This is a genomic window from Nocardia amamiensis NBRC 102102, assembly GCF_001612745.1.
In the GTDB taxonomy this organism is placed as follows: Bacteria; Actinomycetota; Actinomycetes; order Mycobacteriales; family Mycobacteriaceae; genus Nocardia; species Nocardia amamiensis.
This window is the reverse complement of record NZ_BDBA01000224.1, coordinates 1-19,233: the sequence shown is the minus strand read 5'-3', so window position 1 is coordinate 19,233 and position 19,233 is coordinate 1. Positions and strand designations below refer to the sequence as shown.

Below are 19,233 nucleotides of genomic sequence, written 5' to 3'. Positions count from 1 at the left end.
GGCGGTCGCCGCCTCCGCGCGCGCCCGGACGTTCATCCTGGTCAACCGCACCGAGCAGCTGCGCCGCGGCGGCAGGCTGTCGTCGGCGGCGGCGTTCTTCGCGACCGAGCTGGTCACCAAGCCGCTGCTGCACATCGTCGAGGGGCGGCTCGAACTGCGCGAGAAGGTCCGCACCCGATCCAAGGCGTATACGAAGCTCGTGGCCGCGGCCGTCGAGGCGGCCGGTGCCGACGGCGCGGCGGTGGGCGTGCAGCACTTGGGCGTCGAGGACGCCGCGCACACCATCGCGGGCCAGCTGCGCGACCGTATTCCAGGCGTCCGTGAACTCATCGTCGCCGAATTCGGACCCGCGCTGGCGGTCCATCTCGGGCTCGGCGCCATCGGCGTGCTCGTCGTCCCAGGCGGTTGCGCCTAGCATGATCATCTGGCTGAACGGAACCTTCGGAGCCGGAAAGACCACGACGGCACGGGAATTGACCGCGTTGCTGCGCGGGTCGCGGATCTTCGACACCGAGGAGGTCGGGCTCATGCTCCGACACGTCCTCGCCACCGAAACAGTCCGGGACTTCCAGGACTGGCAGCCCTGGCGAGGACTGGTCGTGGCCGCAGCGACACAGATCCTCGACTACGTCGGCGGCGTCCTCATCGTCCCGCAGTCGGTTCTTGTCCATCGATACTGGCAAGAGATCCGCGCCGGACTCGAAGAAGCCGCGGTCCCACTGCATCACTTCGTTCTCCACGCCGAACGCGATGAGCTCCTCCGTCGCATCGAAACCGATCCGAGCAAACCGAACTCACCATGGCGCCTGGATCACCTCGACGACTACGACGCCGCCCGCCAATGGCACAGCCAGGAAGCCCACATCATCGACACTACTGCGCTGCAGCCACGTCACGTCGCGACCTTCATTGCTACCGAGGCAGGCCGAGCCGTCCGCTGAACACCGTCACCAGGCGATCAGCGTCGCCGACAAACCAACTGCGCCGACAACGGCAGAACGCGGCGGCACACTCAGCAGCACCCTGACTAACTTCGGCACACAGCGGTCACCGCATCACCAGGTCTGGGTGCCCGGCGCATCGGTGTAAGTGCCCAGCGGTCGGACCGGCAGGACAGATTTCTCTGCGAAGGGTACGGCGTGTTAGACCCGATGTGACGGACCACGACGGCCGAGTTGTGCACAGCGCGGCGGTTATCAACAGGCTGTTTGAATTGCCTGGTCGGGCCGGGTCTTTCGGAGCGTGGCGGCACTAGCGTCACCGCCATGTCACGACAGGACGAACGCGAGCGGGTGCGACAGCGGCTGGGCGACCTGACCGTCCGGGTCGGTGCGAGTGCGACCGGGCCTGGGCGAGATGGCGGACGGCGATCGGTGGACCGGGAATTCTCCGGCGATGCCGATCGGGCGAATGACGCGCGGCCGGACGATCACGCGGACCGGGCGGGGAAGTGGGATCTCGCGCGGCTACCTGCCGGCCACGAGGCCGGTGGCGAGGACGAGGACGATGTCGGTCGCGTGCGGTCGCCCGGCTGGCTGGAGGAACCAGCGGCTGCGCTGCGCTGGCGGGATCGCCTTGTGCCCGAAAGGTTCCGGAGCATTCGGCTCGATCCCGGGCGTCGCGGTGTTCGCACGCTCGCCCTGGCCGGGCTGGCCGCGATGGTGATCGCCGGGGTGATCGTGTTCCGCGAGCGGCCCATCACCCAGCCGGTACCACCGGTGCCGGTGATGCGGCAGACGGTCGCCGCCGGATCGCCTGGTCCGTCTGCCTCGGCGAGTGCGGTCGCGAAACCGGGTGCGATGCCCGGTGACCCGGCCGGTTCGACAACCGAACTGGTTGTCAGCGTCGTCGGCCTCGTCCAGCGCAGCGGCCTGGTCCGACTTCCTATGGGATCGCGCGTCGCCGACGCCCTCGCTGCTGCAGGCGGCCCGCGCGAAGGCGCCGACACGAGCGGTCTGAACCTGGCCCAGCGGCTGTCGGACGGCGACCAGGTGCTGGTCGGTCCGGCCACACCGAACCCGGCCGCACAGCCGGGCAGCGCGACCATCGGCGCGGGTGGTCGCCCGTCGTCCGGTTCCGCGGCCACGCCGGGCCGTCCGTCGACCCGGGCGGGCAAGGTCGACCTCAACGCGGCCTCCGAGTCCGAACTCGACGCCCTTCCCGGTGTCGGGCCTATCACCGCCCGCGCCATCATCGCCTGGCGCACGACCAATGGGCGCTTCACCTCCGTCGAGCAACTGGGTGAGGTCGACGGCATCGGCCCGGCCCGCCTTGCTCGGTTGCGGGATCTGGTGACGGTATGAACGCCGGTCAGCAGGGCGGGGTAACCCCGGGTACCGAGGCATCGAGCGCAGGGTTGTCCGAGGCCGGCACGACATCGAACGGTGGTCACCAGGGTGAGTCAGCCCGGCGGAGAGGGGCGTCAGGCGTGCGGTCGTCAGAGGTCGGTGCGACAGCCAACGGTGGTCGCCAGGGTGAGTCAGCCCGGCGGAGAGGGCCGCAGTGGTCAGTGGTCGGTGCGACAGCCAACGGTGGTCGGCGGGGGCGGGTGTCCCGGGGGATGGGGGCGTCCGAGGCGGGGTTGTCCGAGGTCGCGTCTCATGGTGGTTGCGAGGGCGACGCGGCCCGGAGGAGAGAGGGTGCAGTCAGGCGGTCGTCGCAGGTCGGCACGACCGCCAACGTTCGTCGTGATCCGGTCGAAGGCGCTGGTGTGGGCGGCGATACCGGGGTGTTCCAGGTGCTCGACGCCCGGCTGTTGCCCGCAGCGTTGTGCTGTTGGGGTGCAACGATTGTGGCGCTGACGGCGGGCTGGAAGGTCGGGCTCGCTGTGAGCGCGGCATTGACGGTGTCAGCTATCGGGCTGTGGGGGCTGCTGCTGTGGGCCGTCGCGCACCGCAGTGAACGCTGGCGGGCCGTGGCGCTGGTGGCGCTCGCCGCAGTGGTTCTCGGCGCCGGGTTCGCAGCCGCGGCGGCTTGGCGGGAACATCGAGTTGCGACGCATCCGCTTCGTACGGCATCGGGACAGTCCCTTCGCGTGGTGGTCACGCCGAGCGATGACCCGAAATCGCTGCGCAACAAAGCATTCAGTGGCAACCAACAGTTGATCATCCGCGCGGATCTGCGGGAGTACCGGCGCGGCGGCATGACGGTACGCGCCGGTGGCTCGGTGGTGATCCTTGCCTCCGGGCACGAATGGTCCGGTTTGGCACCCGGCAGGCCCGTCGAGTTCCGGGCCCGGGTGGATCATCCGACCCGATCCGACCTCACCGTCGTAGCGCTGAATGCACAGGAGCCGCCGACGGTTGCGGGGCCGCTGCCTTGGTGGCAGCGGATCGCGAACTCGGTACGTAGCGACTTCGCGGCGTCGGCAACGCGGGCACTGTCACCTGAGCCCGCCGGCTTGTTGCCTGCACTCGTCGTCGGCGATACCTCGGCACTGTCCGATCAAGTGCGCGACGACTTCGAAATCGCTGGGTTGCAGCATCTCACCGTGGTCAGCGGGGCGAACTTCACGATTCTGCTTTCGGTCGTGCTGTTCGTGGTGCGTCTGCTCACGCTCGGCCCGCGCGCAGCGGTGGCCGTGGCCGGCACGGCGCTGCTCATGTTCGTGGTGATCGCGCGGCCGGACCCGAGTGTGCTGCGCGCCGGTGCGATGGGCGCGGTCACCCTGCTCGCCGTGCTCACCGGCCGCCGAAAACAGGCGCTGCCCGCGCTGTGCGCGGCGATCATCACGCTACTGGCCCTGTGGCCCGGACTGGCGGTCAACGCAGGTTTCGCTCTGTCGGTGGTGGCGACCGGTGCTCTGATTCTGCTGGCCCCCAGCTGGGCCGACTGGTTGCGCGCCAAAGGATGTTGGCGGTTGCCCGCCGAGATCGTCGCGGTGTCGGCCGGGGCGTTCGTGGTTACGACGCCGATCATGATCGCGCTCACCGGAAAGCTCAGTCTGATAGCGGTGCTGGCGAATGTTCTCGTGGCACCGGTCATCGCGCCGATCACCGTTATCGGAGCAAGTGGCGCGGTGTTGTCCTGCCTATGGTCACCGCTCGCTGATCTCTTCCTGCGCTGCGCGGCACCGCCGCTGTGGTGGTTGCTGTCGGTCGCCCGACATACGGCGGCGCTCCCCGGAGCGACCGTCACGGTGCCGGGCGGTCTCGTGGGCGGGCTGATCGCGGGCGCTGTCGTCGCGGTCGCCGTCGCGGCGTTGCGCGCGCAGGCCGTGCGCCGGATCGTCGCCGCGGTGGTGGTCGGTATCGCGGCAGTTCTGATCCCGGTCCGCCTCTGGCACCCCGGCTGGCCGCCGAATGGCTGGGTCATCGCCGCATGCGACGTCGGCCAAGGCGACGGCCTGGCTCTCGCAGTCGGTCCCGGCGCCGCGATAGTCATCGACGTAGGACCCGACCCACGCCCGATCCGAACCTGCCTGGATCGCCTACGTATCTCCCGTATCCCACTGCTGATCCTCACCCATCCCCACGCCGACCACATCGGCGGACTGACCGGCGCTCTCCACAACCGCACAGTCGACGCGATAGCCGTAGGCATTCACGAACTCGACGGACTTCCCCCGTCCACCGAGGGCACCGATTCTCAATCGACGCCTCGTGCCGAGAACGGATGTGCGCCGCTCACTCCCGGGGCACCGGTGGTTAACGCACACGGGTACACCAAGGCGGAAGACAGTCACATCGGCATCCATCGTCATGCTACGTCGATACCGCGAAAGAGTTGTGGCCCTGCCAAATACGGTCAGGCACCAGTAAGGAAGCGATCCCATGAGGAGGACCCGCGTGACGCGGCTACCGGACTGGCGCAGGTCGCGACCGTCGCCAGGCGGGCGGGAGTACCGTTGCTGGAGTTGTCAGCCGGGCACTTGTTGAGTTTCGGGGCAATCGAACTCGAGGTCCTGGCGCCTTCCAAGAACGGCCCACGGCCGCTCCGTGGTGCCGAAACCGAGGACGCCAACGACCGTTCGGTGGTCGTCTCCGCCCGCACGCCCGCCGGCCGAATCCTGCTCACCGGCGACATCGAAGCGCCCGCACAACGCGTGCTGATGCGCGCCGGAATCCCTATCCAAGCGGACATCCTCAAACTTCCACACCACGGATCGCGGACCACTACAAGGGAATTCCTGGAGTCGGTGCACCCGCGCCTCGCACTGGTCAGCGTCGGCGCCGACAACACATTCGGCCACCCGAACCCGACCGTCCTCGCGGACCTCTCCGCCCTCGGGACGACGGTGGCCCGAACCGACCGCCACGGCGACATCGCAGTCGTGAGCGCGGGCGGGCACCTGCGAATAAGCAGTTCACGCTGACCGGCGACCGATGGTCGCTCTCACAGCCCAGCTCATCTGCTGATAGTCGATCGACCGGCAACGACCGTGGCTGTCGTTCATCGAGTCCCCTCGCCGCAAGCGGCTGTGCCGGAACGGCGGCAAGTGGGACGACGGTAGGTGCTCCAGAAGTCGTCATGGACCATGTCCCACAGCGGGGCCAGCTTCGGAAATCGCTCACGCATTTGCACGAGATCGGGAGCGGTGGCGAGTGTGCACGACACCAGTGGTTTCGAGTCGTCGGTCATATTGCTTACCAGAGTGATTCAAATCCTGTCGTTGTACAGCTGCCACGTCGCAACCCAGCCGTCAACGTGCGTGCGCTGCTTGCTCACCCTTGCCGCCCTACGCCGCCATCCCCGGATGCCGCCGCGCCATGCGTGCGGTCTGTTCTGGCCACTGGTGAGTCCGGCTCGATCAGCTTGTTCAGCACTTCTCGCATGGTCTCCAGGGCTGGGCCAAGGTCCGTGTGCGATATATCGGTGTCCAGCGTCGGGAAGTCGACCCCTCGTGCGGCGGCCCGTTCACGCGGAGACCGCAACGGCGGAACGAGCCGACCGGCCAACACCAGCGTGTGATGCGCTGCCGCTTTCCATACACATCGCTCGACCCGGCAGGCGCGATGCCCTCGCATCGTCTCGTGGGCCAGCTGCACATCCGTGGACCCGCACAACGTCGCCGGAGCGATCAGAATCTCGTCGGCCATCAGGCCACCGCCTCAGCGTCACCCGATCCCAGTCGCGCGGATCGTGCCCATGTTGTTCCGGGGCACACAGTTTCGAGATCAAATCCCGCATCGCAGATCAGTGCAGGCCGATCATCGACCGTGGCGAGGTCGAAGACGACAATCGCGGCCACACCCAGTCCCGATGCGATCGTGAGTGCGAACCCGACCGGGTCTGCGTGGTCCTGCGGCGGACGCACCGTGTACAGGTAGTGATAGCCCTGTGCGCGGGCGTGCTGAACAACGGCGGCGGCGTGCCGGTGCGCATGTAGCCCCGATACGTCACCGCGCACCACCCCGATCGCCATCGGCTGCCTGTCGTCGCGTGGGCTACCTGGTTGCGCCGCTTCCTTGTCAAGTTCCTGCAGCGCGACCTCGGCGTGGTGGGCAGGCGTTGTCATTGCGTCTTTCTCCCCTCGTTCGCGGGCAGGTCTTCCGTCTGCCCCACTCCGAGAAAACCGCTGGATTCTCTCGCTGGGGGAGGTGGCAAGTCGTGGAAAGGGCGGCTTGCCATGCCGTTGCGGGCCAGAATGAACGCATGCGCAGGGGACTTCGATGAACGACGCGATCAACGAACCAGCCCGACAACCAGCGACGATTGCGGATCGGTTGGCACGCGAGATCAAGCGGCTCAGACTCGACGCGGGCCTGAGCCAGCGCGCGCTGGCCTCCAAGATCGGCTACTCGCGTCAGTATGTATCCATGACCGAATGGGAGAACGCGAATCTCCCCTCGTACGAGCTTGTTTCCGCTATCGACGCCGCACTCGGCGCGAACGGCACCCTGATTGCCCTACACGCCTACGCCAAGGTGGGTCAGCAGGCCGCCCGCAGACAATCCACTTCCGCTCTATCAGCGTCGAAGGCTCCGCGCGACAGCCGTGTCACGGCGTCGATCGTCAACCGGAGCACACTGTCGAGGCCGTTCGACCCGTGTGTTGCCGCCGCGTCGAGTGCTGGACGTTCCTACGAGCTGACCGAAGTGAGCGCGATCTATCCGTGTCAAGCCGAGGCGGCGAAGGAACTCCGCGACCTAGCGAAAGGGGCTGGCGCCGTTGACGTCATGGCCGTTCGGGGACTGGGCATTCTCGGTCTGAACGACTCGCTGCTGCGTAAGGTCATCCCAGCTGGGGCGCGGTTGCGTGTGTTGCTGCTCGACCCGGACTCGGCGGCGGTCGCTCGGCGTGCCGAGGAGATCGGAGAATCAACTGAATCGTTGGCAGCAGGTATTCGACTCGCGATCACGCGCATCAAAGAACTGGCTGTCGAGAGCGGGTCAGTTGAGGTCTACACCTACGATCGGATCCCTCTGTGGCGGATCATCAGGATCGATGACGTTGTGTTCGTGTCGGCGTTCACCGTGCGACATGAAGGACATGCTGCCCCGATGCACCGGATCGAGCCGACCCGAGGGAGTGCCTTGCATCACGCGCTTGTCGGCACGCTGGAGCAGGCCGTTTCTCATGCGGATCGGGTCGTTTGAAATGGAGTCGAAGTGATCGAAGCCGAGTACAAAGCGCGTCTGACGGATGCTGACGCCGTTCGGGCAGAGTTGGCAGCGCGTGCGGAGGTCGACGTCGTGTCCTATCACGATGTCTACTTCGACGATCCCGGCGAGTCCTTGACAGCGACCGGCCGAGAGTTCCGCTTGCGATCGGTCCGTAGCGGCGATGGCTCCTCTCGCCATCTCATCACGTTCAAAGATCCGGCAGTCGACCTGGAAACCGGGTCGAAGCCTGAGTACGAGACGGAGGTGAGCCGATGGGACATGATGGAGCAGATCATCGGGCGACTGGGCTATCGACCGTGGATCTCGTTCACCAAGCAGTGTGAGAACTACAGGTTCATAGCCGTGGGCCGCGACATGCTCGCGACAGTTGTCACAGTTCCGGAGATCAACGGAACTTTTCTGGAACTGGAGACCCAGATCGAGACCGAGGGCGACCTCGACAGCGCGCTCGCCGATCTTCGTACGGTCCTGGCTGCGCTTGGTATATCGCCGGATCAGCTGACCACCGAGCTCTACACCGATGCCGTTGCCGCAAGCCGCGACACGGGATAGCAGCATTGCGGCGGGACTTCACATGGTTCATGAGTTCGCCGCCGCTATCCAGTAGGTCGACATCAGTTCATCCGGATCGACCGGCTCCCGTTCCAGTGCACAGCGGGCAGTCGTGTCGGTAGCGGATCGTAGGATCGGCCTGTGAACGCGCGCGGCGAGTGGACTGATACGGCGGAACCCTCGGGCACGGTTGAGTCCGGCGTCGGGAGGCGCTGTGGTGAGTGAGCGTCCCGCGCCCCTGCACTTGGTGCTGGGGGAAGAAGAGCTGCTGATCGAGCGGGCGTTGGGTGCGGTGACGGCGCAGGTGCGGGCGTTGGCGCCGGATCCGGACGCGGTGCCGGTCGATCGGCTGCGTGCGGGTGACGCGAGCACTGCGGAGCTGGCAGAACTGCTGAGTCCGTCACTGTTCGCCGAGGATCGGGTGATCATCCTGGAGGCGGCGGCCGAGGCGGGGAAAGACGCGGTCGCGGTGATCACCGAGGCGGTGCAGAGCCCGGCCGAGGGGGTGGTACTGGTGGTCCTGCACTCGGGGGGTGGGCGAGCGAAGGCGCTCGCGCCCGCTCTGCAGAAGGCCGGAGCTGTGACGCACGGTTGCGCCAAGCTGACCAAGGCCGCCGAGCGAGTCGAGTTCGTGCGGGGTGAGTTCCGCAACGCGGGCGTGCGGGTGTCCGGCGAGGTCGTGCAAGTCGTGCTGGAGGCCGTGGGCTCGGACTTGCGCGAGCTGGCGGCGGCGTGCGGGCAGCTGGCGGCCGACACCGGTGGGAAGATCGACGTCGCGGCTGTGCGCCGCTACTACTCGGGCAAGGCCGAGGTCTCCGGGTTCGACGTGGCCGAACTGGCCGTCGCGGGTGACCGCCCCGGCGCGATGGAGGCTCTGCGCTGGGCGAACGACCGCGGCGTGCCGCATGTCCTGCTCGCCGACGCGCTCGCCGACTCGGTGCACACCATCGCGCGCGTCGGCTCCGCCGGGCGCGGCGACCCGTTCAAACTCGCCCAGCAGCTCGGCATGCCGCCGTGGAAAGTGAAGAAGGCCCAAGCCCAGGCCCGCAGCTGGACCCCGGCCACCATCGGCTCGGCCCTTCAGGTGGTCGCCGCCCTCAACGCCGACGTCAAGGGCGGCGCCGCCGACTCCGGCTACGCCCTGGAACACGCCCTCGGCCAGATCCTGGACCTGCACGGAGCAAGCTGAACGCCGGCCCGCGCAGCACAGGCACGGTTCATCTTCAGTCCCAGTAGTTGAAGAGCGCCTCTCCGAGCGTGGCTGGTTTCCAGTACTTGATATCGGCTGGGTCGAGGCCGGGCCAGGCCGCGGCGTCGAACGGGCCGTCGAGTTCGGCTGTGGTAAGTACCTGAAATCCGGGCTGGCGGCGCAGGGCTGTCGCCAGCGCGGGAGCGGCTACGAAGGTCAACGGACCGGACTCTCTGACGCCTTCGGAAGCATCGAGTGCTCGCGGTTCGGCGACCGCGAGCAAGGCCGAGTCGCGTCGCCAGATCACCGCCACACGATCGTCTTCGTAGCCGATGACGCCTTGATGGAAGTTCGGCGTCACTTCATCGGCTGAACGGAACTCGATCAGCCTGCCGCCGGTCGCGCGCGCGGCTTCGTAGCACACCTGGCGAAAGGCACGGAGGTCGGTCATGGCGCAGATGCTACTTCGCTGGTGTCGTCACGGCGCTTGCACCAGCGCGGCGGTGATACGTCGCACCGCGGGCAGCACCAGTAGCAGCGTCGGGAAGGCGATGGGCCAGGACACTGCCCAGGAACGCAACCACACTCCGAGCGCGAGGCCGTCGCTCATCATGGTGCTGATCAACGAGACGATGCAGGTCATCAGGATCGACAACAGCATCGGCATGAGCACCGAGGTGTAGCGGGCGGGCAGCTTGCCGAAGCCGGTGCGGGACTGGGGATTCGCGGAATTCATCGGTCGCTCCGTAAATGTCTCGTCAGCCAACGACTCCGCCTTGTGGCGGGCCGATGCGTTGGTTGACGTGAACGCTTACGGCGACGCGAGGTCGCGGCACCGAGCTTAGGCTGCCGCGTGCGGCGGTGCAAGTCCGGCTCGCACCGCCGCACGGGACCGAAGGTCAGTCGCGCCCTTCGATTTTCAGGTCGCCGAACGTGACGTTCCGGACCATCGGCCGCGCCAGGAATTCGTGCGGGAAGCCGAGATCCACCGAACTGGCATGCTCCAGCCGGGCGAGCTGGGCCGCGTCGAACTCGACGTCGAGTGCGCCGAGATTGTCCTCCAGCTGGGCCACGGTGCGCGCCCCGACGATCGGTGAGGTGACGGCGGGGTTGCGCAGTGTCCAGGCCAGCGCGACCCGAGAAGGCGTGCTGCCGATCTCGGCCGCGACCTGCCCGACCACGTCGGCGATATCGAGTCCGCGTTCGGTGAGCGCGCCGCTGGCCGCGGCTACGTTCTTGCGGCTGCCCTCGGGCGAACTCTCCACCTCATGGTCGAGATCGGCGCGGCTGTACTTCCCGGTGAGCACACCACTGCCCAGCGGCGACCAGGGGATGACGCCGAGACCCAATTCGCGGGCCATCGGGATGAGGTCGCGTTCAACGGTCCGCTCGATCAGGCTGTACTCGATCTGCAGTGCGATCAGTGGCGACCAGCCGCGCAGGTCCGCGATGGTCTGCATACGGGCGACCTGCCAGGCAGGCGCGTCGGAGATGCCGACGTAGAGCACCTTGCCCGAGCGCACCAAATCGTCCATGCCGCGCAGGATTTCCTCGACGGGCGTCAGGAAGTCCCAGGCATGCAGGTAGAGCAGGTCGATGTAGTCGGTGTTCAACCTGCGCAGGCTGGCCTCCACCGACGCGATCATGCTCTTGCGGTGGTTGCCGCCGGAATTCGGGTCGCCGGGGCGGCGCAGCATGGTGTATTTGGTGGCCAGCACCAGGCTTTCGCGATTGTCCGCGGTGAATTCGCCGAGCAGTTGCTCGGAGGTGCCGTTGGTGTACTGATTGGCCGTGTCGATGAAGTTTCCACCCCGCTCGACGTAGGTGTCGAAGATCTTGCGGGCCTCGTCCCGGTCTGCGCCCCACCCCCAATCGGCGCCGAAAGTCATGGTCCCGAGGGACAGTGGAGACACCCGGAGACCCGAGCGGCCGAGCAGCCGATAGGTGTCGAGGGTGCGGGCTCCGGACATGTCCAGCTCCTTGTCGTTCGCGATGCCATGTTGTCGAAAGACAGTCTTCGGCGGCGAACGGGTACGGGTAAGGGAAGCTTCTTCCTGGGAAGGCCAGTCCCAGTCAGCCGTAGGATCGACGATGATGACCAGCACGGTGAACGCGACCCAGCACCGCGACCTCGGGCCCGGAGGCGGCAATGGCGCGGATCGGGTCCAGGAAATGGCGGCCATCCTGCGGGCCCGGCGCGAGCGTCTGACACCGGCCGATCTCGGATTGCCGCAGCGCAGGCAGCGGCGTACGCCGGGGCTGCGCCGGGAAGAGGTCGCCGAACTGGCAGGTGTGAGCACCGACTACATCGTGCGGCTGGAGCAGGCGCGCGGGCTGCGGCCGTCGGCCGAGGTGCTGAACGCGCTGGCGCAGGCGTTGCGATTGACCAGTGACGAGCGCGCCTACCTGTTCGACCTGGCGCGCCAGCGGCAGCCGGACACCGGCAAGCCGAGCACGGTACCCGCGCCCGCGCTGGCCATGCTGGTGCGGGATCTGTCGCCGCTGCCCGCGATGCTGGTGAACCACCGCTACGACATCCTGGCCTGGAACCGGGAGATGGCGCTGTTGATCACCGACTTCGGCGCCCTGCCGCCGCGACAGCGCAACTCTATGTGGCTCTGCCTGATGGACCCGGGCATGCGGGAGTTCTACGTCGAGCGTGAGCGCATCATCGGTGAGGGCATCGCGGATCTGCGCGCGGCCTGGGCGGCGCATCCCGACGACCAGGCGCTGGCCGGCCTGATCGCCGAGTTCACCGCACAGAGCCCCGAGTTCGCGCAGGCGTGGGCGCGCCACGACGTCCGGGTGCAGGGACGCGGGAACAAACCGTTGCGGCACCCGGTGGTGGGTCCGCTGGTCGTCACCTACGAGGTGCTGATGCCCGTGCAGGATCCCGACCAGCGGATCATCATCTACCGTGCCGCGGACGAGGATTCCCAGGCGGCGCTGGATCGGCTCGCGGCCGCGGCTCGCGAGGCATGACCGGATCTACTCCGCGGAGCTGAGCACCAGTTCCCCGTCGTCGTCCGCGTCCTCGTAGCGCCCTTCCCACTCCTCGTAGTCGGGGACGTCCTCGTCCCGCGTGACGATCCACGCCAACGAGTAACCGCCTTCGTCGTCGGGAACGAGCACATTCTCGATCTTCAGTCCGAATCCGAGCACCTCGGCCGCGCGGATCACATCCGGCAGATCCTCGGCGCGGACGACCGTCTGATTGGCATACACGGTTACCATGCGCGGAATGGTAGCTGGAACCACCGACACGCTGCGGACCGATCCCGAAACCCCGGGGAGAAGGCCGGTCGGGTGGGGGGTGGACACGACAAAAGCCGCCGTGGTCATCGGGGCCACGGCGGCTGCGTCTCAGTGTGGGGCGGTACCGGAGCTCGGTACCGGGTGAATCAGAGCTTGTTGAAGGCCAGCGCCAGCGCCGACTTCTTGTTGGCGGCCTGGTTGGCGTGGATGACGCCCTTCGAGGCGGCCTTGTCCAGCTTGCGGCTGGCGAACTGCAGGCGCTCGGCGGCCTGGTTCTTGTCGCCCGCGGCCGCGGCCTCGCGGAAGCTTCGGACGGCGGTGCGCAGCGCGGACTTGACCGACTGGTTGCGCTTGCGCGCCGCCTCGTTGGTACGGATCCGCTTCATCTGGGACTTGATGTTGGCCACGCCTGTTTCCTCGTGTTCCTGTCTCGTGGTCTGTTCTGGGAAAAGTTCATCGAGCGCGCGAAACACCCGAAGTGAACGGGTAACGCAGCGCCGAAGATCGAGAGTACCAGTCGCCGTCTGGCACACGAAATCGACACCAGCACGGCCGCGTGGAAGCCCCGGACCGGGGTACCGGAACCGGACTGTCCCCGTCACGCAGAGACATACCGCGAAGTTCGCCGTGCGAGACATGCGGGTCGCGTAGCGTGCTAGCAGACCGGTATGTCCGGGCTGCGCACCTCGCGGCTGCCCACCGAAGGCGCCGCGGACCGGGACAACCGATTTCGCAAGCACGCGGGTAACTCACCGGGTACGCCCAAACTCGAGCGGCGCCCAACGCAGGACCTGAACGCAAATCTCGGCCCAGCTGACCGGTACGGCCTGAATACCCGGAGAGGCGGAACAGAGAGGCGGTACAGCGCATGTCTCCAACGGCCCAGGAAGTCGTCGAAGAGGCTGTCGAGAACGAACCGATTCCCAACAGCAAGAAATGGGGCGCCGAGGCGCTCGGCACCTTCGTCCTGGTGATCGGTGGTGTCGGAACGGCGGTGCTGGCGGGGGAGAAGGTCGGTCCGCTGGGGATCGCGCTGGCCTTCGGCCTGACGCTGATGTTCCTCGTCTACTCGATCGGGCCGATCTCGGGTTGTCACGTCAATCCGGCGGTCACGCTCGGGCAATTGCTGCTCGGCCGGATCGGCGCGGTGGTCGCGGGCGGCTACGTGATCGCGCAGTTGATCGGCGGCTTCCTGGCCGGTCTCGTGGTGTTCGCGCTGGCCAAGAACCTGCCGTCGTACGACCGCTCGATCGACGGCCTCGCCGCGAACGGGTGGGGCAAGCACAGCCCGGCGGCGGCGCGGGGGCCGCTCGGCGAGGTGGTCGTGCAGAACGGCTACGGAATGGCGGCCATGATCATCGTCGAGGTGATGCTGACCGCGCTGCTGGTCTTCGTGGTGCTGTCCTCGACCGATCAGATCTCCGACGTGCCGCTGGCCGGTCTGTCCATCGGCGTGACGCTGGCGGTGATCCACCTCGTGTCGATTCCGGTGGACTACACCTCGGTGAACCCGGTCCGCAGCCTCGCCGTGGCGCCCTACCAGGACGGCGCGATGGGACAGGTCTGGGCGTTCGTGGTGTTCCCCCTGATCGGCGGCGCCCTCGGCGCGCTGCTGTACGGCCTGCTGTTCGGCCGTTCCCGCGACATGATCTCCTGACCACCGCTGTTGTCGGCCGAGCCTCGTACAATGCGGTTCAGGGAGGTAGGCGATGACGATCGTGCAGCACGACCATGACGTCCCGGTGTCGGAATTCGAGAACATCGCCCGCGCGGTCGAGCGCGAGTCCGACAGTGTTCGACTCGAGTACATCGGCGGACGAATGGGGTTCAAGTTCATGCCGGACGGCGATCACAGTCGCATCCTGAATTGGCTTCTGATGATTTTCGTGCCGTTCAGCCCTCAGCTGTTCTTGCATGTCACGGGCCAGGGGCTGAAAGTGGATCCGTACCGGCAGGGCAGGGCCCGTCCCGATGGTGTCCTGGCGCCGTTGGACGCCTTCGTCGGGTATGGCGGGTGGGCGCCGGCCGACAAGGTAACGATGGTGGTGGAGGTGACTTCGCGCGACTCCGACACCAACCAACGCGACCGGGTGGAGAAGCCGACGGCGTATGCCCGTACCGCCATCCCGATCTATCTGCTGATCGACCGGCAGAATGCGGAGATCGTTGTGCACAGCGAGCCGACCCCGGGCAGTGGCCGCTACGGGCAAGTCCGCCGGTTCGCCTTCGGCCATCCTGTGCCGCTGCCCGCGCCGATCGATATCGCGCTCGACACTGCTCCGCTGCAGGATTGGGTCGCCTGACGCACGTCATCGGGCGCCGTCAGCTCCAGTTGTATTCGGCGACGAGCCGATGGGCGACCAGGTCGAAGGTCTTGCGCTCCAGGATCGCTCCCTCGCGGCGGATGCCAGCCTCGGGCACGTCGAGCACCCGGTCGAGCCGGACCCAGCTGGGTCGTCCGTCGTGGTCCCAGGACCCGCTGCCGATGCCGACCCAGTTGCGGTCGAACGCGCGTTCCGGATTCGACGACAGCATCAGGCCGAGCAGCATGCGGCGATCGCGACCGACCACGAGCACCGGCCGGTCCTTGCCGTTGCCGGGGTCCTCTTCGAAGGGCACCCAGGTCCAGACGATCTCGCCGGGATCGGCGCGTCCGTCCAGTTGCGGTGAGTACACGATCTGCCGGGCCCGCTCGGCCGTCGGAACCGGTATCGATGCGGCGGGCCGGACCGAGACCCCGGCGGCAGTTCGCCGCTGTCCGAGCGTCCCCACCAGACGGTCGACCAGCCTGGGGCCCTGCTGCTTGACGATCTTGGGGCCCTGCTCCGTCGCGAGAAGGCCGATCTGCTTGCCGAGGGAGTTCCAACTTCGGGCCATCTCTGGAGGATAACGGCGCACCCCCTCGTTCTCACCCGCGCCGAATCCGTTGTGTCGCCGGGCTAACCATGAACCGAGCGGAGCACGATTCCGGAAGCCGGAAAACGAGCGGCATCGCAGGCGCCGGCAAACACACAGCCTGGCCGTTCACGCATTCCTGCCCGTCGGGTGCGAGTCTTACGAGCACCGTTCGCGGCCCGTCTCGCGTCCGAGTGACCGAAGCGCATGCGCCGCAGGCGCGAGTCTCGCCTCGCTCGGACGCGAGACTTCCCGGGGCCGCGAACACGCAGCGCCGCAGGCGCTGCAAATCAGATAGAGCACCGGCGGCGGAAGCTTCGCACTGCTCATGGGACGATGGGGGCAGTTTGCCGATACCCATGAGGAGTGGAGTGCCCGCCAGCTTCGCCGACACGACGTTCACCGATCCCGCCCGGATCCGGAACTTCTGCATCATCGCGCACATCGACCACGGCAAGTCGACGCTGGCCGACCGGATGCTGCAACTGACCGGTGTGGTCGAGGAACGGCAGATGCGTGCGCAGTATCTGGACCGGATGGATATCGAGCGCGAACGCGGCATCACGATCAAGGCCCAGAACGTGCGGCTGCCGTGGACGCCGCGGACCGGCGAGCACGCAGGCACCGACTTCGTGCTGCACCTCATCGACACGCCCGGTCACGTGGACTTCACCTACGAGGTCTCGCGGGCGCTGGAGGCGTGTGAGGGCGCGATCCTGCTGGTCGACGCCGCGCAGGGTATCGAGGCGCAGACGCTGGCCAACCTGTACTTGGCGCTGGACAAGGATCTGACCATCATCCCGGTGCTGAACAAGATCGACCTGCCCGCCGCGGACCCGGAGCGCTACGCCGCCGAGCTGGCGCACATCGTCGGCTGCGAGCCCTCGGACGTGCTGCGGGTATCCGGCAAGACCGGCGAGGGCGTGACCGATCTGCTCGACCAGGTGATCGCCCAGGTGCCGCCGCCGGTGGGCGACGCCGACGCGCCCGCCCGCGCGATGATCTTCGACTCGGTCTACGACACCTACCGCGGCGTGGTCACCTACGTCCGCGTGGTGGACGGCAAGCTGACCCCGCGCGAGAAGATCAAGATGATGTCCACCGGCGCCACCCATGAGCTGCTGGAAATCGGCATCGTCTCGCCGGAGCCCAAACCGACTCGGGGCCTCGGCGTCGGCGAGGTCGGCTACCTGATCACGGGCGTGAAGGACGTGCGCCAGTCCAAGGTCGGCGACACGGTGACGGGCGCGCGCGGTGGCGCCACCGAGCCACTCACCGGCTACCGCGAGCCGCGTCCGATGGTCTACTCCGGCCTGTACCCGGTGGACGGCTCCGACTATCCCGACCTCCGTGACGCGTTGGAGAAGCTGCAGCTCAACGACGCCGCGCTCACCTACACCCCGGAGACCTCCGTGGCGCTGGGCTTCGGCTTCCGCTGCGGCTTCCTCGGCCTGCTGCACATGGAGATCACCCGCGAGCGGCTGCAGCGCGAGTTCGACCTGGACCTGATCTCGACCGCGCCCAACGTGGTGTACCGGGTGGAGATGGAGGACGGCGCCGAGCACGTCGTCACCAATCCCTCGTACTGGCCGGAAGGCAAGGTGCGCAAGGTCTTCGAACCGGTCGTGAAGTGCACCATCATCTCGCCGAGCGAGTTCATCGGCTCGATCATGGAACTGTGCCAGTCGCGCCGCGGCGAACTCGGCGGCATGGACTATCTGTCCGAGACCCGCGTCGAGCTGCGCTACACCATGCCGATGGCGGAGATCATCTTCGACTTCTTCGACTCGCTGAAGTCGCGCACCCGCGGCTACGCCAGCCTCGACTACGAGGAGTCGGGTGAGCAGGAATCGCAGCTGGTGAAGGTGGACATCCTGCTGCAGGGCGAGGCGGTGGACGCGTTCAGCGCGATCGTGCACAAAGACGCCGCCCAGGCCTACGGCCACAAGATGACCACCAAGCTGCGCGAGCTGATTCCGCGCCAGCAGTTCGAGGTGCCGATCCAGGCAGCGATCGGCTCGAAGATCATCGCGCGGGAGAACATCCGGGCCATCCGCAAGGACGTGCTCGCGAAGTGCTACGGCGGTGACATCAGCCGCAAGCGCAAGCTGCTGGAGAAGCAGAAGGAAGGCAAGAAGCGGATGAAGACGATCGGCCGCGTCGACGTCCCGCAGGAAGCCTTCGTGGCTGCGCTGTCCTCCGACGCCGCCTCGGACAAGCCGAAGGACAAGAAGTAGGCCTGCGATCACGCGGAGTGCCGTCGTCGAGTCCGGCCCTGCGGGAATCTGACGCGTCCGGCGGACGGACCGCCCGTCAACTCGGGGAAATCAATCGGTCCGGCCGCCATTCCCTCGGCCCCTGGAGGCATGCAGGTTTCGATCATGCCTGGTGGGGGGTGCGTATCGGCGACTGTGTCCGGTCTGGAATGCCACTGAAATCAGGGCTTTCGGTCCGGTAATTCGGATGCCATGGTTGTGTTGCTCGCCACAGCCGCATTCTCTACAGTCCTGAAGAATGTGACAGGCGAGTATTCCCGAAATACTGTTGGGTGATCTTCACTTGGTCGGACCGGCGTGGTGAGGAGTCTGGACAACCGAGAGTGGAGCTTCTATGACGCGTGATCTGCCCTTCGACGACGACAACGAAGCGGCCGACCGCGCGGGCGACACCGCCTACCGGGTGGCCACCGGCGTCGCGCGGGTCGCGCGGGCGGGCGCCTACGTCACCGGCGGCGCCCTCGTTGCCGCCAATGGCGGCGGCGTACCCGCACAGCCCGGCGAATCCCGGCTCGACAGCTGGAACACCGGCTGGGCGCACAGCACCGACCCCGATCCCGACCAGCCGAGCCCGGTGATCACGTTCCCCGACCCGGTCGAGCTTGGTCCGGTCCCGTCGAATGTTCCGGTGGCGCACGGAAACCCGGCGCCGGGCTTCCCCCTGCCGGGTACCGGCGCCGGAACTGCCCAGCTTCCTACGCTCGGCGGCGAGTACAACGGCACCGACGCGGGGTTCTCGCTGCCTACGCTCGGCGGTGAGGGCGACGCCGAAGCCGGGATGTCGCTGCCGAGCCTGGCAAGTGGCGACGAGGGTGCCAACACCATGCAGCTGCCTGGACACTCCGGTGGCGGTGTTCCCGGACTGGGCGGCATACCCGGCGCGGAGGGCGGTTTCCCGGGCGGACTGGCTATTCCGGGGACCCAAGGCACTGCGTCGAACGGACTTTCGCTCCCCGGTGTGCGGTCCGAGTCCTCCCGCGAGCTCGACGACGAGCCCGGCGGGCACGGCTTCGGCCTGCCCGGCCACGGACTCGGCCAGGCCGGGCACGGTTTCGGGCTGCCCGGTGCGAACGGCTTCGCCGCGCCCGGCTCCACGGTCTTCGACCTGCCCGGCAACAGTTCGGCCGCCGCGACACCGACCGCCGACGATCCGTTCGACGGCATCGGCGCGGGTGGCGACCAGCTCGGCATGTTCGTCGGCACGCAGTGGTCGGTCGACTTCGGGCTCGGTCCGGACGGGATCTACTTCACCTCGGAAATGCAGGTCGACCTCGGGGTGGGCCAGGTCGGCGACCAGCTCGACGAGTACACCGGCTGGCTGGCCGACGGCATCCGCGTGCCGGACGGCACCGAACGCGAGGTCACCGAGACGCAGTCGGGGCACAGCAACACCGGTCTGCTCGGCGGCTTCGGTACGCCGACCCCGGGCACGTCCGCGGTGCACTCCTCGACGGCGTCCGGCGCCGCGCAGTCCTCGGCCGCATCGGGTGCCGCGCAGCCG

19 protein-coding genes and 1 pseudogene are annotated in these 19,233 nt (G+C 67.4%); 12 read left to right on the top strand and 8 right to left on the bottom strand.

Going from position 1 to position 19,233, the window contains the following annotated elements; all coding sequences use genetic code 11:
• The 4 genes from NA4_RS31910 to NA4_RS31895 all read left to right on the top strand — a co-directional run.
• On the top strand, positions 1 to 415 hold a 415-nt coding region (locus tag NA4_RS31910; protein ID WP_157129414.1), incomplete at its 5' end, for a DegV family protein.
• Between the two features lies 1 nt (position 416).
• Positions 417 to 941, top strand: coding sequence for an AAA family ATPase (locus tag NA4_RS31905; RefSeq protein WP_067478648.1), 525 nt, complete (start codon positions 417 to 419; stop codon positions 939 to 941).
• Between the two features lie 324 nt (positions 942 to 1,265).
• Positions 1,266 to 2,303 carry a ComEA family DNA-binding protein gene (locus tag NA4_RS31900; RefSeq protein ID WP_084497651.1) on the top strand — a complete coding sequence of 346 codons (1,038 nt, stop codon included), beginning with the start codon at positions 1,266 to 1,268 and terminating at the stop codon, positions 2,301 to 2,303.
• Positions 2,304 to 2,710: 407 nt separating this feature from the next.
• Positions 2,711 to 5,314: a ComEC/Rec2 family competence protein gene (locus tag NA4_RS31895; protein ID WP_067478644.1), complete on the top strand. Its 2,604-nt coding sequence runs from the start codon at positions 2,711 to 2,713 to the stop codon at positions 5,312 to 5,314.
• Between the two features lie 349 nt (positions 5,315 to 5,663).
• Here the strand turns inward: NA4_RS31895 and NA4_RS31890 are convergent, their stop codons facing one another.
• Both NA4_RS31890 and NA4_RS31885 read right to left on the bottom strand, forming a co-directional pair.
• Positions 5,664 to 6,038, bottom strand: coding sequence for a hypothetical protein (locus NA4_RS31890; protein WP_067478641.1), 375 nt, complete (start codon positions 6,036 to 6,038; stop codon positions 5,664 to 5,666).
• Complete coding sequence (locus NA4_RS31885) at positions 6,038 to 6,457, bottom strand: hypothetical protein (RefSeq protein WP_067478639.1); 420 nt, start codon at positions 6,455 to 6,457, stop codon at positions 6,038 to 6,040. The genes NA4_RS31890 and NA4_RS31885 overlap by 1 nt, the downstream gene beginning before the upstream one ends.
• Positions 6,458 to 6,611: 154 nt before the next feature.
• Here NA4_RS31885 and NA4_RS31880 point away from each other — a divergent pair, with 154 nt between their 5' ends.
• The 3 genes from NA4_RS31880 (at position 6,612) to holA (ending at position 9,306) form a co-directional block, all read left to right on the top strand.
• Positions 6,612 to 7,538, top strand: a complete 927-nt coding sequence (locus tag NA4_RS31880; protein WP_067478636.1) for a helix-turn-helix domain-containing protein — start codon at positions 6,612 to 6,614, stop codon at positions 7,536 to 7,538.
• Positions 7,539 to 7,550: 12 nt separating this feature from the next.
• Entirely contained in the window at positions 7,551 to 8,117 is a 567-nt protein-coding gene (cyaB, locus tag NA4_RS31875) for a class IV adenylate cyclase (RefSeq protein ID WP_067478633.1), read from the top strand.
• Positions 8,118 to 8,334: 217 nt separating this feature from the next.
• Positions 8,335 to 9,306, top strand: a complete 972-nt coding sequence (holA, locus tag NA4_RS31870) for a DNA polymerase III subunit delta (protein ID WP_067478658.1) — start codon at positions 8,335 to 8,337, stop codon at positions 9,304 to 9,306.
• A 34-nt stretch (positions 9,307 to 9,340) separates the two neighbouring features.
• Here holA and NA4_RS31865 read toward each other — a convergent pair whose 3' ends face one another.
• The 3 genes from NA4_RS31865 to NA4_RS31855 all read right to left on the bottom strand — a co-directional run bounded on the left by NA4_RS31865 (position 9,341) and on the right by NA4_RS31855 (position 11,276).
• Positions 9,341 to 9,757: a hypothetical protein gene (locus NA4_RS31865; RefSeq protein ID WP_067478630.1), complete on the bottom strand. Its 417-nt coding sequence runs from the start codon at positions 9,755 to 9,757 to the stop codon at positions 9,341 to 9,343.
• A gap of 27 nt (positions 9,758 to 9,784) precedes the next feature.
• Positions 9,785 to 10,042: a DUF2798 domain-containing protein gene (locus NA4_RS31860; RefSeq protein ID WP_067478628.1), complete on the bottom strand. Its 258-nt coding sequence runs from the start codon at positions 10,040 to 10,042 to the stop codon at positions 9,785 to 9,787.
• Between the two features lie 163 nt (positions 10,043 to 10,205).
• Positions 10,206 to 11,276, bottom strand: coding sequence for an aldo/keto reductase (locus NA4_RS31855; RefSeq protein ID WP_067478625.1), 1,071 nt, complete (start codon positions 11,274 to 11,276; stop codon positions 10,206 to 10,208).
• Positions 11,277 to 11,400: 124 nt separating this feature from the next.
• On the opposite strand from NA4_RS31855, the gene NA4_RS31850 reads away from it, so the two are divergent.
• A complete protein-coding gene (locus NA4_RS31850) occupies positions 11,401 to 12,288 on the top strand; it encodes a helix-turn-helix transcriptional regulator (protein WP_084497652.1) in 888 nt (295 codons plus the stop codon).
• A gap of 6 nt (positions 12,289 to 12,294) precedes the next feature.
• Here the strand turns inward: NA4_RS31850 and NA4_RS31845 are convergent, their stop codons facing one another.
• Together NA4_RS31845 and rpsT are read right to left on the bottom strand one after the other, a co-directional pair.
• Positions 12,295 to 12,540, bottom strand: a complete 246-nt coding sequence (locus NA4_RS31845; RefSeq protein ID WP_040775866.1) for a hypothetical protein — start codon at positions 12,538 to 12,540, stop codon at positions 12,295 to 12,297.
• A gap of 167 nt (positions 12,541 to 12,707) precedes the next feature.
• Positions 12,708 to 12,968: a 30S ribosomal protein S20 gene (rpsT, locus tag NA4_RS31840; RefSeq protein ID WP_067478651.1), complete on the bottom strand. Its 261-nt coding sequence runs from the start codon at positions 12,966 to 12,968 to the stop codon at positions 12,708 to 12,710.
• A gap of 461 nt (positions 12,969 to 13,429) precedes the next feature.
• Here rpsT and NA4_RS31835 point away from each other — a divergent pair, with 461 nt between their 5' ends.
• Positions 13,430 to 14,218 (top strand): aquaporin, encoded by a 789-nt coding sequence (locus NA4_RS31835; RefSeq protein ID WP_067478622.1) that lies wholly within the window; start codon positions 13,430 to 13,432, stop codon positions 14,216 to 14,218.
• Between the two features lie 52 nt (positions 14,219 to 14,270).
• Positions 14,271 to 14,864, top strand: a complete 594-nt coding sequence (locus NA4_RS31830; RefSeq protein WP_067478619.1) for a Uma2 family endonuclease — start codon at positions 14,271 to 14,273, stop codon at positions 14,862 to 14,864.
• Between the two features lie 19 nt (positions 14,865 to 14,883).
• Here NA4_RS31830 and NA4_RS31825 read toward each other — a convergent pair whose 3' ends face one another.
• On the bottom strand, positions 14,884 to 15,438 hold the full coding sequence (locus tag NA4_RS31825) for a type II toxin-antitoxin system PemK/MazF family toxin (RefSeq protein ID WP_067478615.1): 555 nt from the start codon (positions 15,436 to 15,438) through the stop codon (positions 14,884 to 14,886).
• A 377-nt stretch (positions 15,439 to 15,815) separates the two neighbouring features.
• Between NA4_RS31825 and lepA the strand changes: the two genes are divergently transcribed.
• Both lepA and NA4_RS31815 read left to right on the top strand, forming a co-directional pair.
• Positions 15,816 to 17,693, top strand: coding sequence for a translation elongation factor 4 (lepA, locus tag NA4_RS31820; RefSeq protein WP_067478612.1), 1,878 nt, complete (start codon positions 15,816 to 15,818; stop codon positions 17,691 to 17,693).
• A gap of 373 nt (positions 17,694 to 18,066) precedes the next feature.
• Positions 18,067 to 19,233 (top strand): annotated as a pseudogene (locus NA4_RS31815) (hypothetical protein); the annotation flags it as partial.